General features: G+C 63.3%; 12 protein-coding genes and 1 tRNA gene. 6 read left to right on the plus strand and 7 right to left on the minus strand.

Annotated elements, in window-relative coordinates; translation table 11 throughout:
* Positions 1 to 35 precede the first annotated feature (35 nt).
* Positions 36 to 111 (plus strand) — tRNA-Thr (locus V1278_RS03575).
* Between the two features lie 122 nt (positions 112 to 233).
* On the plus strand, positions 234 to 638 hold the full coding sequence (locus V1278_RS03580) for a hypothetical protein (RefSeq protein WP_334365699.1): 405 nt from the start codon (positions 234 to 236) through the stop codon (positions 636 to 638).
* Positions 639 to 713: 75 nt separating this feature from the next.
* Here the strand turns inward: V1278_RS03580 and V1278_RS03585 are convergent, their stop codons facing one another.
* Complete coding sequence (locus V1278_RS03585; protein WP_334365698.1) at positions 714 to 1742, minus strand: polysaccharide deacetylase family protein; 1029 nt, start codon at positions 1740 to 1742, stop codon at positions 714 to 716.
* 208 nt (positions 1743 to 1950) lie between these two features.
* Here V1278_RS03585 and V1278_RS03590 point away from each other — a divergent pair, with 208 nt between their 5' ends.
* Together V1278_RS03590 and V1278_RS03595 are read left to right on the plus strand one after the other, a co-directional pair.
* On the plus strand, positions 1951 to 2229 hold the full coding sequence (locus tag V1278_RS03590) for a hypothetical protein (protein WP_334365697.1): 279 nt from the start codon (positions 1951 to 1953) through the stop codon (positions 2227 to 2229).
* Between the two features lie 231 nt (positions 2230 to 2460).
* Positions 2461 to 2682, plus strand: a complete 222-nt coding sequence (locus V1278_RS03595; RefSeq protein WP_334365696.1) for a hypothetical protein — start codon at positions 2461 to 2463, stop codon at positions 2680 to 2682.
* A gap of 21 nt (positions 2683 to 2703) precedes the next feature.
* On the opposite strand, the gene V1278_RS03600 is transcribed toward V1278_RS03595, so the two are convergent.
* The 6 genes from V1278_RS03600 to V1278_RS03625 form a co-directional block, all read right to left on the minus strand.
* Complete coding sequence (locus V1278_RS03600; protein WP_334365695.1) at positions 2704 to 2877, minus strand: hypothetical protein; 174 nt, start codon at positions 2875 to 2877, stop codon at positions 2704 to 2706.
* Positions 2874 to 4289 carry an amidase gene (locus V1278_RS03605; RefSeq protein ID WP_334379725.1) on the minus strand — a complete coding sequence of 472 codons (1416 nt, stop codon included), beginning with the start codon at positions 4287 to 4289 and terminating at the stop codon, positions 2874 to 2876. Before V1278_RS03605 ends, V1278_RS03600 begins: the two co-directional genes overlap by 4 nt.
* 31 nt (positions 4290 to 4320) lie before the next feature.
* Positions 4321 to 5670, minus strand: a complete 1350-nt coding sequence (locus V1278_RS03610; protein WP_334365693.1) for a TRAP transporter large permease — start codon at positions 5668 to 5670, stop codon at positions 4321 to 4323.
* Positions 5667 to 6272, minus strand: a complete 606-nt coding sequence (locus V1278_RS03615; protein ID WP_334365692.1) for a TRAP transporter small permease subunit — start codon at positions 6270 to 6272, stop codon at positions 5667 to 5669. The genes V1278_RS03610 and V1278_RS03615 overlap by 4 nt, the downstream gene beginning before the upstream one ends.
* Positions 6273 to 6385: 113 nt before the next feature.
* A complete protein-coding gene (locus V1278_RS03620) occupies positions 6386 to 7507 on the minus strand; it encodes a TRAP transporter substrate-binding protein (RefSeq protein WP_334365691.1) in 1122 nt (373 codons plus the stop codon).
* 318 nt (positions 7508 to 7825) lie between these two features.
* Complete coding sequence (locus V1278_RS03625; protein WP_334365690.1) at positions 7826 to 9517, minus strand: MFS transporter; 1692 nt, start codon at positions 9515 to 9517, stop codon at positions 7826 to 7828.
* 620 nt (positions 9518 to 10137) lie between these two features.
* On the opposite strand from V1278_RS03625, the gene V1278_RS03630 reads away from it, so the two are divergent.
* Together V1278_RS03630 and V1278_RS03640 are read left to right on the plus strand one after the other, a co-directional pair.
* The gene (locus tag V1278_RS03630; RefSeq protein ID WP_334379726.1) at positions 10138 to 10587 is read left to right on the plus strand and encodes a cupin domain-containing protein; all 450 of its coding nucleotides are present in this window, start codon (positions 10138 to 10140) and stop codon (positions 10585 to 10587) included.
* A 519-nt stretch (positions 10588 to 11106) separates the two neighbouring features.
* The gene (locus V1278_RS03640) at positions 11107 to 12492 is read left to right on the plus strand and encodes a cytochrome P450 (protein ID WP_334379727.1); all 1386 of its coding nucleotides are present in this window, start codon (positions 11107 to 11109) and stop codon (positions 12490 to 12492) included.
* Positions 12493 to 12567 lie beyond the last annotated feature (75 nt).

The following is a 12567-nucleotide window of genomic DNA, read 5'->3' on the forward strand; positions in this document are numbered from 1 at the left end:
CGTTCGCGGCTAACGCCCGGACGCCGCTTCGGTCCGCCGCAATAGCTCAGTTGGTAGAGCACGTCATTCGTAATGACGGGGTCACAGGTTCGAGTCCTGTTTGCGGCACCACGCTTTTCCGAAATTCTCAGAACTCGTCAGGCACGCTCACAACTCCGTTGCGTGACCTGTCTCACATAAAGCACCGCCTGCCCGGCCTAGTCTCCGCCTCGACCTCAAGGGGAGACACCGACATGCGTAAGCTCATTCTCATCGCAGGATTCGTTCTGGCATCCGCTGCTGCTCAGGCTGGGGATCGGAGCTTGTCGCTGGGTGGCATCGAGCGGGCGTCCGCGAAGGCCGTCGATGCACCGAAAACCGCTGAAGTCCCGCAGCCGCCGGAACCGCCGAAATATGTCGAGCGGCCGGCGATCGAGCCCAAGGCCGAGACTCCGAAGGCTGAGACATCGAAGGCCGAGGCGCCCAAGGTGGCGGCAAAGGTTCAACAGCCGGCCGCTGAGCGGTCGAGAGCCGAGCGCGGGAGGCCCGTTGCCCGGAGAACGGCGTTCATGTCGAGAAACATGAAGCCGCGCCGCAGGCACCACTGGATCGAAGCGCGCATCGTCCGCGAGCTGCATCGCCACGGGATCTACTGGTAAACACTGCCAAAGCAAAACGCGCCCCTCGGGATTACTCCGAGGGGCGCGTTTTGCGTGACGCTTGAGCCTATCGGCTTACTGCGAAACCGTCTGCACCACGCTGCTGATCGGGCGGCTGGCAACTGCCGGCATTTTCTGGTCCTTCACCAGCATCGCGTCATATTCGGGCAGGGTTTCGAGCTGCTCCTTGGCCTTCATCTGCACGACCTTGTAGCCGCCGGCTTTGAGGCGGCGCAGCAGCGTCGGCAAAGCCAGTGCGGTATTTTTCTGCAGATCGTGCATCAGGATGACGCCCTTGCCCTGCTTGTCGAGCTTGGTCATGACGTTCTGGATCACCTGGTCCGGACCCGACGATTTGAAGTCGTTGGAATCGACATCAACTGAAAACATCGAGATGTTGCGCGAGGCGAGATAGCCGAGCGCGGCCTGCGTGTGCGCGAGCCCCGGGAAGCGGAAGAACGGCGCGGGTGCCGTTCCCAGCGCCATCTTCACGGCGCTAAAGCCCTTCTCGATCTCCTCTCTCACCTGCGGCTCGGTCAGCTTCTTGCCGTCGAGATGGGCGTGCGACCAGGTATGCGAGCCGATGGTGTGGCCGGCGGTCGCGACCTGCTTGAGAATCTCGGGATGATAAGTCGTGTGCTTGCCGACCGGGAAGAACAGGGCCTTGGTGCATTCATCCGATAGCGCCTTGAGCACAGCGGGCGTGGTCGGCCACGGGCCGTCGTCGAAGGTCAGCACGACCTCCTTCTCAGTCAGGAAGTCGAACTGCTTGTATTGCAGGAAGCCGAAGCCGGGGCCGCCGGTGGTGTCGATCACGACTGTGCGGCTGACGCCGAGTGCGTCGGGATTGGCGCAGGCCGATCGCATCGGCTGGGCTGCGGGAATGGGCGCGGGGGCAGGGGTCGGCTTCGAGAGCGAGCCCGTGGTCTCGACGTCGTCCCTCAGTGCGGGCCTGGCTGCGGCGGGCGCCGGCTCGGCCGCACGGGCGGCAACGGTTTGGGGTGCAACCGCGTCGGCCCGCGGCGAGGAGGTCCAGAACCAAACGCCGGTGATCACCAGCGCCGTCACTACACTGGCCAGCATCAGGCCCAACGCATTACGCATCGCTACTCTTTCCACATACTCGGGGTACACACACGCAACGGGCCATTAATGCCAACAATGTCTTAACGTCTCGCGAACAAGCGCCGGTTAGGACAAGGAAATGAGGGTGTTATGCGCGAGTGAGGTCAGTCACAGTCGCCCCGCGGTTCCGAGCGCATGCTCCTGCCACCAACAACGGGCTCGCCTGCCGAGCCAACAGGAGCCGACAATGACCGCAGTGTTCTTCAATGCCGTTCGCAAGGTCAGTCTAGTGCTGGCCTTGACCGCCTCGTTCGCCGCTGCTTCGTCGACCGCGAGCTTCGCCTTCACCTCTGAGCAGCAGCAGATGTGCACCGGCGACGCATTCCGCCTCTGCAGCTCGGAAATCCCGAATATTCCGAAAATCACCGCCTGCATGATCAAGCATCGCGCCGACCTGAGCGCGGGCTGCCGCACCGTGATGGATCGCGATCTCGCGGCGAAGAAGGGCAAGCTCGCCGCGCAATAGTCGGCCCTCCGGCTTCCGGGAACGCTTGCGGCGATGCGACGCAGGCGTTTTTCGTTTTGCGGCGTTCACAACGCGAACGAGGCATTTCACCGTTCACAAATGCGTGCGGCCGGGATTCTGGCGCGCTGGATTCCTGTTTGACGCGTTTTCCTGACGCGGACCGGTTCCAACCTCGCCAGAAAACGCTATAGAGCGCGCTGATCGCGTTTCCCGGCTACGAAGGCATAACAAATGACCAAGATCCTTTTCGTCATTCCGCTGATCCTGATGGCCTCAAGCGTGTCGGCACAAACACAAAAAAGAGAGGGGCATGACGAGTGCGCGCGCGACGTCTCGCGGTATTGCCGGGCGCAGATGCAGGATGGTGATCAGGTCATTCTGGCCTGCCTGAAGCAGAACCGCTCACGGATCAGCAAGGCCTGCCAGCGGAAGCTAGCGGGCGCCGGGCAGTAGAAGGCGCCGGGCGGCCGCGATCTATCCCGCTCCGTTTCCGTTGGCGCGCAGCGATTGGTAGAAATCGTAGATCAGCAGCGCCATCACCAACACGCAGATGATGATCAGCGGCACTGCCTTGATCCACCAGAGCAGGATGCCGAGAAAAGCGCAGACACCGGCGAGGCCGATCAGTCCGGTGATCAAATTCGTCATCTGTCGCTCCTTGTTTTCGCGCGACGCGCACTGGTCTTAGCACGGGTCTTGGCACCGGTTTTGGCAGGCGCGGCTCTGTCGCGGCCGCCTTTTCCGAGAGTTTTGACTAGCCAGTTGGCCGTCCGCAGGAGCCGCGCATCGTTGCCGCGGCGCCCAATCAACTGAACGCCAATGGGCAGGCCGCTGTCCGATTGCAGCAGCGGCAGCGTCACCGCCGGCGTGCCGAGATAGGTCCACATCGAGCAGAACACGGGGTTGCCGGTACTGTCGAGGCCGCGCGGCGCCGGGCCCGGTGCAGACGGGGTCAGAATCGCGTCGTATTCGCCAAACACGCCGTCGAGCGTCGCGTTGAGCGGCGCGCTGCCGGCCAAGGCGCGTGTGTAGTCGACGGCCGGAACCTGGCGCCCGCGCTCGATCAGCGCGCGCAGTACCTGGCTTAGGGATTCGCCGCCCTGCTCGAAATCGCGATGCAGGTTGTGCGCCATCTCCACTTCCATGACGGTGCGGTGCATGTCGACAGCGCGGTCGAAACTCGGGCCGATCTCGACCTCGGAAACTTGCTCGCCCAGCACTTCCACCAATTCGGCAAACGCCTCCGTCGTCACCTGCTCGACATGCTTCCACGCGGGCGAGCGCACGAAGGCGAACCGCGGCGGTAATGGCGGCTCGCTTGCCGCCATTTCGACAAAGCGGGGAGGGGCAAGAGGGCGCGCATCCGGATCTTCCTCGTCGAAACCCGCAAGCGTCTGTGCCAGCAGTGCTGCGTCGTCGACCGATCGCGCAAACACGCCGACATGATCGAGTGCCCGCGATAGCAGTAGCGCGCCACTCCGTGGAATGAGACCGTGTGTCGGCTTGAAGCCAACCACCCCGCAGAAGGCAGCAGGGCGGATCACGGACCCGTTGGTCTGCGAGCCGATGGCGCCCGGCACCATCAGCGCCGCAACCGCCGCGGCGGAGCCCGACGACGATCCGCCCGGCGTGTGAGCCGGGTTGTGCGGATTTCGGGTCTTGCCGGGATTGAAATAGGCATACTCGGTCGTCACCGTCTTGCCGAGGATCACGGCCCCTGCGGCCCGCAGGCGCGCCACCGCCGTCGCATCGCGGCGCGGCGTGCGTCCGGCCCACAGGCTGGATCCGAGTTCCGTCGGCATGTCGCCGGTATCGAAGATGTCCTTGATGCCCAGCGGCACGCCATGCAGCGGGCCTGTGGCCTTGCCCTGCTTGCGATGGTCGTCGGCGGCCTCGGCCTGCCGCATCGCGTAGTCGCGATCGAGGAATGCCCACGCCTCGATGTCGCGATCGGCCTCGTCGATGCGTTTCAAACAGTCGGCGACAAGCTCCACTGAGCTGAGCCGGCCGTCGCGGATGCCGGCCGCCGCTTCCGCAAGCCCGAGCGCATTGAGGCTCATGCGCATCCTTTCAGCGCTTTACCGGGCCGGCTCACCGCGATCCATAGAGATAGCTGGGCAACCACAACGCAATTTCCGGGAAGATGTAGACCAGAGCCATGGTGAGAAAGACCAGGCCGACAAAGGGAAGCGCGCCGGAGAAGATGTCGGTGAGCTTCACCTGCGGCGGCGCCACGCCCTTCAAATAGAAGGCGGCCATCGCGACGGGCGGCGTATTGAACGCTGTCTGCGTGTTCAATGCGACCAGGATGCCGAAGAAAATTGGATCGATGCCGTACTGGGGAAGCAGCGGCAGGAAGATCGGCACGAAGATGATGATGATCTCGGTCCACTCCAGTGGCCAGCCGAGCAGGAAGATGATGATCTGGGTCAGCAGCAGGAACTGCACCGGCGACAGATTCAGCGAGGTGAAGAACTGCTCGACCACCGACTGTCCGCCGAGGACAGCAAACACCGCGGAGAACGTCCACGATCCGATGAACAGATAGCAGACCATCGCGGTCGCGCGCACGGTCAGATACACCGACTCGCGCATCATCGTGTAGTTGAGCGAGCGATAGGCCGCTGCCAGAACGATGCTCATGAGAGCGCCTACCGCCGCCGCTTCGGACGGCGTCGCCAAGCCGAACAGGATGGCGCCGAGCACGGCGACGATGAGGAGCGCCAGCGGCAGGAATGACGTGGCGAGCGCCCAGATCACCGTGCTGAGAGGCACATTGGTCTGCTCGGGCGGCAGCTTCGGCGCCAGCGCGGGATTGATGATCGCCCGCGCCATCGCGTAGAGGACATAGAACAAGGCCAGCAAGAACCCCGGAAAGAATGCGGCCGCATAGAGCTTGACCGCCGAAACGCCGGCGGTCGCTGCATAGACGATCAGGAGAATGCTCGGCGGAATCAGGATGCCGAGGCAGCCGCCGGCGCAGACCACGCCAGCCGACAGCTTGGTGTCGTAACCCGCGCGCAGCATCGCCGGCAATGCCAGCAGGCCCATCAGCGTGACAACGGCGCCGACGATGCCGGTGGCGGTCGCGAACATTGCGCAGGTGATGAGCGTGGCCACCGCGAGCGCGCCGGGCACGTTCTTCATCGACAATTGCAGCGAGTGGAACAGGCGGTCGAGAATATTGGCGCGTTCGACCAGATAGCCCATGAAGAGAAACAGCGGCACTGCGACCAGCACGTCGCTGGATGTGACCTCGAACGTCTTCTGCACCAGCAGCGTGAAGATGCGGTTCTGGAAGAACTCCTGACCGGGCGTGTAGTACGCGTAGTAGCCGAACGAGACGCCCATCGCCATCAGCGTGAAGGCGATCGGGAAGCCGAGCATGATGATGAAGATGAAAAGCCCCAGCATCAACATGCCGAGTTGAGGGTCGGTCATGCGCCCGCCCCCCTCTCGCTTGGCTCCGCTGCTGCCTGCTGCTGTTGATGCTCGCGGATGATCAGGCTTTCGGTCTCCTCAACGTCGTGCAGGCGTTGCGGCCATCGGCCGGTGCGGATGCACAGCACGCAGCGGATCACTTCAGCGAGCCCCTGCAGAAACAAAAGGAAGCCGGTGATCGGGATCAGCGCTTTCAGCGGAAACACCGGCACGCCGGCCGGACTGAAGATGCTGACTTCGCGGAAGCGCACCGACATATCGGCATAATTCCAGCCCGAATACATCAATGCCGCAATCGCCGGCAGGAAGAACAGAATGTAAAGAATGAGATCCATCGTCGCCTGCGTGCGCGGCGACCAGAGGCGGTAGACCACGTCGGCGCGCACATGGCCGTTGCGCGACAGCGTATAGGCGCCGGCCATCAGGAACATCGCGCCATAGGTGATGTAGCTGATGTCGAACGCCCAGGTGGTCGGCGCACGCAGCACGTAGCGCATGAACACCTCGTAGCTGACACCGAGCGTGAGGACGAGAATCAGCCAGGCGAACGCCTTGCCGACCCATGTGCTGAGTTCATCGATGAAAAACAGAAATTTCTTCATGCGAGTTGAGCTCGCGGTAAATCGCACATCCGGATGTCCCCCAGTTGCTGGCTGAGCGGCGCGTCAACCGCGCCGCCCATTATTCGTACCGCCGATCAAGCGCTGCGAGCTCGTCAGACCTTGAGCACACCCGGGAAGTGATGCTCGAAGGCGCCACGATAATCCGTCGCGTTGGTCATGTTGTAGTAAACCACGCGGCGCACCCATGCCTTCTGCGAGTCCATCACCTTCTTCATGAATGGATCCGACCCGAGCTGGGCGATCAAGCCGTCCCATGCCTTGATCTGCGCATCGAATACGGACTTCGGCGTCCGCTGGACGTTGACCTTGTCCTTGTTGATCAGCTCCTGCAGGTCCTTGGAGTAATAGTCCATCCCCTTCCATTCGTTGGCGGAGGAGACTGCCTCTGCAGCATACTGCAGGATCGCCTTCTGCTCGGCCGCCAGCGCATTGTATTTCGTGCGGTTGAACATGATCTCGAAATATTCCGTCGCCTGATGGTGGCTGCCTAACATGTAGTTTTTGGCGACGTCCTGCGCGCCGAAGCGCCTGTCCGATGTCGGGTTGTTGAACTCGAATCCATCGATCACGCCGCGCTCCATGGCCGGCACGATTTCGCCGCCCGGAAGCTGCGCGACAGAGGCGCCCATCACCTGGAACAAGTCGGCAGCCAGACCCACGGTGCGGTACTTGAGCCCCTTCAGGTCGGCATCACTGGTGATCGGCTTTTTGAACCAGCCGAGCGGCTGGGTCGGCATCGGCATTGCGAAGAAGCTCTTGATATTGACCTTCATGATCTGGGTCTGGAGTTCTTCGAACAGCTCCTTGCCACCGCCGTTGTGAATCCAGCCAAGACCCTCGTTGGCATTAAAGCCGAACACCGGCCCGGTGCCGAACAGCGATGCGGCCTTGTGCTTGCCGTACCAGTAGACGGTCACCGTATGGGCCGCGTCGATCTGGCCGCCATGCACGCCGTCGAATACCTGGAACGGATGCACAACCGAACCGCCCACCAGATAGTCAATACGCAGCCGGCCTCCCGCCATCTCGTTGACGCGCTTCACATAATCTTCGGCCATCTCGTTGAAGACGTCGGCCTTGCCCCACGAGCCCTGCATCTTCAAGGTCGCCGTCTGCGCCCGGCTGACTTGTGGCATCGCAATCGCCGCACCGCCGGCGGCCGCGGCCGTCAGGAAACGGCGCCGCGTCGTTTTTGTATCGCTACGCTTGCTCATGAGCTCCTCCCGGTTGAGATGTCGCCCGCTGTCGCCGCAGGCTTGTTTGTCTCAACGACAAGTCAAAGGCTTGCGCGGCATTTTGGCAAGCGGGAAGTGCGCGGGCTCGTTATGAATCGCTCAATTGGCAGGGTAACGTTGCTATCTCGCAGGCGCGAAGCAGGACCTGTTCGCGTTCGGCGGCGCACCGACGTCTTGCACTTTAGTCGCAGGAAATCGGTGGCGCGGTGTCGGCGGTACGCTGAATCAAGTTGGGCTGATTTATTCCCGCGCCATTTCTGCGCCCAATGGCCGCGGCGCGTCGCCCTTATCGATGGATCAGGTGCTGCTGCCGGCTGCGGTCGCGACCACCGGCAAGACCTCGTTGGCGGCGCGGTCGGGGGTATCTTCCTTCCAGCGGACCGAGCCGAACGGCCGCTCCAGCATGCGGCGGACGCGGATCGGCTCCGGCCCGAGGTGAAAGTCGATCGCGCGCTGGTGCAGGGCGCGCTCGGACTGCGTCGCACGGTTACGCTGGCGCAGATAATCGAGCCAGGTCGGGCAATGGTAGCGCTCGGTCCATAATTCGGGGTCGCCGATGTCGCGCGCGATCGACCAGCCATAGGCGCCGTTGCGCTGGCGGCTGAGCTGCACTTCCTGCATCACATTGTGAAACGCGCGCGCGTTATCCTGCGCGACGCGATATTCGATCTCGACCACCAGCGGTCCGCTGCGCCCCGTGAGCGACAGCCGCACCTCGGGATCGGCAAGCAGTTCGGTGGCATCCTCGTTGCGCGCGCCGACCGGCGGCATGCGCAGCCAGATGCCGAGCAGGGGCGAGATCAGCATCAGGCCAGCCGAAACCAATAGCGCAATCTCCACGCCGGCGAGGTCGGTGAGGTGTCCCCAGCCCCAGCTTCCGACCGCAATGCCGCCGGCGATCGACGCCTGGAAAGCCGCCAGCGAGCGGCCCGCAACCCAGCGCGGCGCTGAGAGCTGCACGCCGATATTGAACAGGGCGACCGCCAGCATCCACACCGCGCCAGCGAGCACGAGCGCAATCGCCGTCAGGACCGCGTTGGTGCTCAGGGCGACCGCCGCGATCGCGCCGGCCATCGATATCGCGCAGGCGCGTACTGCGGCCTCGCCGCTCATGCGCCGCCGTACCTCGCCGATATTCAGCGCGCCGAACACCGCGCCCATGCCGAAGGCCCCGAGCATGATGCCGTAGGTTTGCGCGCCGCCATGCAGGAGATCGCGGGCGACCAGCGGCATCAGCGCCGAGACCGAGCCGCCAATGATGCCGGTGACCAGCGTGCGCGTCAGCACGATCTTGATCGACGGCGAATTGGTGATGTAGCGCACGCCGGAGACCATGGCGCGGTTGAGCCGTTCGCGCGGCAGGCGCGACGGCTCGTTGGCGCGATTCCACAGAAACATCACCACCATCAGCGGCAGATACAGCACCGCATTGACGGCAAACGCCGCCACGGCGCCTGATGTGGCGACTACGATGCCGCCGATCGCCGGACCGAAGCTGCGCGCAATGTTGTAGCTGATGCCGTTGAGTGCGACCGCCGCCGGCAGCGTCTCCGCCGGCACCTGCTCGGTCACCGAGGCCTGCCAGGCCGGCCCGAACAGCGCCATGCCGCTGCCGACGACGAAGCACAGCGCCAGGAGGATATTCGGCGTAACGAGGCCGAGCCACGCCAGCACCGTGAGCGCGGTTGCGCCGACAAGCGCGATGCCGAGCGAGACCAGCGCGACGATGCGGCGGTCGTGCATATCGGCGATGGCGCCGGCCGGCATCGAGATCAGCATGATCGGCAGCATCAGCGCGGTCTGCACCAGCGCGACCTTGTCGGCCGAAGCAGTCATCTGCGTCATCGCCCAGGCCGCGCCGACGCCCTGGATCAAGATCCCCAGGTTGGAAACGAGGCTGGCGAGCCAGATGCGCCGGAACACCGCGTGCCGCAACGGCGCTGCGATCCCGTCAGTCGCAAGACGCGAGCGTTTCGGCTGGTCGGTCATGATCGGTTCCGTTGGCGTTCTGTCACCGGCTTGATTCCATGCGAATGTAAAGTGATGCCTGCGAAAGCCCTGGCCTGTCCAGTCGAAGCAGCACTATCGGCGGTGCTATCGCACAGCTAAGGCATTGAAAAGCAACGGAAGGTTTCAGAATGCGGCTGTCGCGGCGGTTGGTGCTTGGGCGCTGACGCCGATCTCTTGCTCTACGCCGCCCCTGCAGAGAAGGAGCGCCGGTTGATCAGCCAGCGCACCAGGGAAGCGCTCGCAGCAAAGAAGGCGGAAGGACTCAAGGGCAGTGTCCGGCCCTGACCTGCAAGAAGGTTCCAGCGGGCTCCGAACGATGCTCATGGCCATCGCTTTCGCGATGCGCGGCAAATTGCGCATAGAACGCGTGCTTGGGGTTGATATCATTCCAGTTAATCATTGAATGTGACCCCAAAGCGGGACACGCCATGACGATTGGAATTGAGCGGTTCCGCGACGCGCGCGAACAGCGGCTCGACCAGATGCGAGGTAATCATTCGGAGAAGACGACAACAGCTATCCGCTGCGGGCGTTGCGAGCCTGGCGCATGATCCTGTCTGCTCTCGTGGGGGCCGCATTCGCAACCAGGAGGACATTCCATGACGCCCACGCGTTTTGTTTCAACTGCTGGCACGCTGGCCGCAATCTGGCTCGTGGCGGCAGCCGCGACAGTACGTGCCCAGGACAGTGCGCTGCCGGCCGGGTTCAAGACCCAGCCGCTGCTGAAAACGGGTCAAACTCGAGACAAGCAGCCGATTGCCTATCCGAAGACAGACAAGCCAGAGATCATCTCCGTTATTGGGATCATCGAGCCAGGCGGCCGCACGCCATTGCATGAGCACCCGGTACCGACCTACGTGTACGTCCTAGAGGGCGAGGTAGAGTTGCAGAGTCACGGCGGACAGCCGCATCAATACAAAGCCGGCGAAGCGTACATCGAGGCTCTCAATCACCCGCACCAGCTTTTCAATAAGGGCAATGTTCCGGCTAAGGTCCTGGTAGTCTTCGCCGGCGAGGAGGGAAAACCCACAACCGTAGCGGCGAAATAGCCGCTTGTCGTGGCGACATGATCCGCTTCCGCAATTCAATTCAGCCGCCGACGTGGGTGGCTGATTGAATCGGGCGCAGACTTACCTATTGACAAGTGACTGAGCGCGTTAATTGCGGACTGAACGCCTCTGGGGCGATGCAATGATATTGCAAGCAGTCCGGGCTCAGCGAACTAAGTCCGACCTTCGACACAACCTGCTGGCCATCACGCTCCGATGACAAGCTCGAACAACCGAACCGTTCCTCGACCGAAGACCAGCGCCGCGAGCTCGGCCAGGCTGTCAAGCAACGCGGAGGTCAACCGCCCCGTGGTGGCATTATTCAACCAGGAGCGGATCGTGGCGCGGGCCTGGCCGGCCTCCGAGAACCGGATTGCGGTTGCCGAACTGACTTATTAGCTGTTTCCTGACAGGAGCGCCTTTGTGGCGCCCGGATCGAATGCATAGTTGGAGCCGTAGCCCGCATGAGCCAACGGGGCGCGCATTCGCGCGACTGTCCGGGCTACGAGAGTGGCGCCGATGAGCATAGCCGAAGCCTACGACACGACGGTCGCGCGCGCACCGCTGGTGCCGCCGAGCCCGCCGCGGGCGCCCGACGACATGACAGTGTTCGGGCGGATGAAGGCCATCCGCGAAAGCCCGATCGGTAGCTGGGGCCAGCGGGCCTATGAGGAAGATATCGTCCAGGGCCGCTTCTTCGGACGCAGCACGTTCATTCTCAACGCGCCGGATGCGATCAAGCATGTGCTGGTCGACAATTACGAAAATTATACGCGCACGCCTGCCGGCATCCGGGTGCTGCGTCCAATTCTCGGCGAGGGCCTTTTGATCGCGGAAGGGCGCGCGTGGAAGCATCAGCGCCGCACGTTGGCGCCGGCATTCACGCCGCGCGCGGTGATGCCGCTCATTCCGCACATGCTGGCGGCGACCGACCAGACAGTCGCCAAGCTGAGAGGCACCAGCAATGGACACGTTGACCTGCGCGAGGCGATGCAGCGGATGGCGCTCGAGATCGCCGGCCGCACCATGTTCTCGTTCGGGATGGATCGCCATGGCGCCGCCTTGCGCGATTTCGTGATGGAATATGGCGAGCGGCTGGCGCGCCCGCATTTTCTGGATTTGCTGTTGCCGCTGAACTGGCCAAGCCCGCAGGACATTGCGCGCGGCCGCTTCCGCAAGCGCTGGACTGCATTCATCGGCATGCTGATGGCCGAGCGCCGCGCTGCCGGCAAGCAGGAGGGCGCGCCGGCGCGCGATCTGTTTGACCTGATGGGCGATGCGCGCGATCCGGAAACCGGCGAAGCCTTCTCCGACGAACAACTCGGCGATCAGGTCGCGACCATGATTCTCGCCGGCCATGAGACGACGGCGACCGCACTGTTCTGGGCGCTCTATCTCCTGGCGCTCGATCCTGCCACGCAGGAGCAGGTGGCGAGCGAAGTACAGACCGCGGCCGTCAACGGCGCGTCCGATATCGAGCGGCTGAAATTCACCCGCGCGGTGATCGACGAAACGATGCGGCTCTATCCACCGGCGTTCCTGATCGCCCGCGCGGCGATCGGGCCGGATACTATCGCGGGTCTGCCGGTCAAGAAGAAGGACGTCATCCTGATCGCGCCGTGGCTGCTTCATCGGCACGAAAAGCTGTGGCGGGATCCGAGCGCGTTTATCCCGTCCCGCTTCATGACGGGAACGCCGCCCGACCGCTTCGCCTATCTGCCGTTCGGCGTCGGCGCCCGCGTTTGCATCGGCGCGCATTTCGCGCTGGTCGAGGCGACGCTGGCGCTGGCGAAGATGATCGGCGCGTTTCGCGTCACGCTGGTCGACAAGGATCCGGTGATGCCGATCGGCGTGGTGACGACGCAGCCCGACCGTTCGCCGATGTTTGCCATCACGCCTCGGTAGTCTTTTTTTGATCGGCCGATTGCCGGACCACGCGAAGAAAATGCGTCAGACAAGGGAGCACACCTTGCGCAGTCG

The sequence above is a fragment of the Bradyrhizobium sp. AZCC 1577 genome, from assembly GCF_036924575.1.
Lineage (GTDB): Bacteria > Pseudomonadota > Alphaproteobacteria > Rhizobiales > Xanthobacteraceae > Bradyrhizobium.

Bases quoted from the DNA above. Each gene is read 5' to 3' on its own strand.
- V1278_RS03640 (WP_334379727.1), top strand. From the start codon at position 11,107: ATGAGCATAGCCGAAGCCTACGACACGACGGTCGCGCGCGCACCGCTG.
- V1278_RS03590 (WP_334365697.1), top strand. From the start codon at position 1,951: ATGACCGCAGTGTTCTTCAATGCCGTTCGCAAGGTCAGTCTAGTGCTG.
- V1278_RS03580 (WP_334365699.1), top strand. From the start codon at position 234: ATGCGTAAGCTCATTCTCATCGCAGGATTCGTTCTGGCATCCGCTGCT.
- V1278_RS03585 (WP_334365698.1), bottom strand. From the start codon at position 1,742: ATGCGTAATGCGTTGGGCCTGATGCTGGCCAGTGTAGTGACGGCGCTG.
- V1278_RS03600 (WP_334365695.1), bottom strand. From the start codon at position 2,877: ATGACGAATTTGATCACCGGACTGATCGGCCTCGCCGGTGTCTGCGCT.
- V1278_RS03625 (WP_334365690.1), bottom strand. From the start codon at position 9,517: ATGACCGACCAGCCGAAACGCTCGCGTCTTGCGACTGACGGGATCGCA.
- V1278_RS03615 (WP_334365692.1), bottom strand. From the start codon at position 6,272: ATGAAGAAATTTCTGTTTTTCATCGATGAACTCAGCACATGGGTCGGC.
- V1278_RS03630 (WP_334379726.1), top strand. From the start codon at position 10,138: ATGACGCCCACGCGTTTTGTTTCAACTGCTGGCACGCTGGCCGCAATC.
- V1278_RS03605 (WP_334379725.1), bottom strand. From the start codon at position 4,289: ATGAGCCTCAATGCGCTCGGGCTTGCGGAAGCGGCGGCCGGCATCCGC.
- V1278_RS03610 (WP_334365693.1), bottom strand. From the start codon at position 5,670: ATGACCGACCCTCAACTCGGCATGTTGATGCTGGGGCTTTTCATCTTC.
- V1278_RS03620 (WP_334365691.1), bottom strand. From the start codon at position 7,507: ATGAGCAAGCGTAGCGATACAAAAACGACGCGGCGCCGTTTCCTGACG.
- V1278_RS03595 (WP_334365696.1), top strand. From the start codon at position 2,461: ATGACCAAGATCCTTTTCGTCATTCCGCTGATCCTGATGGCCTCAAGC.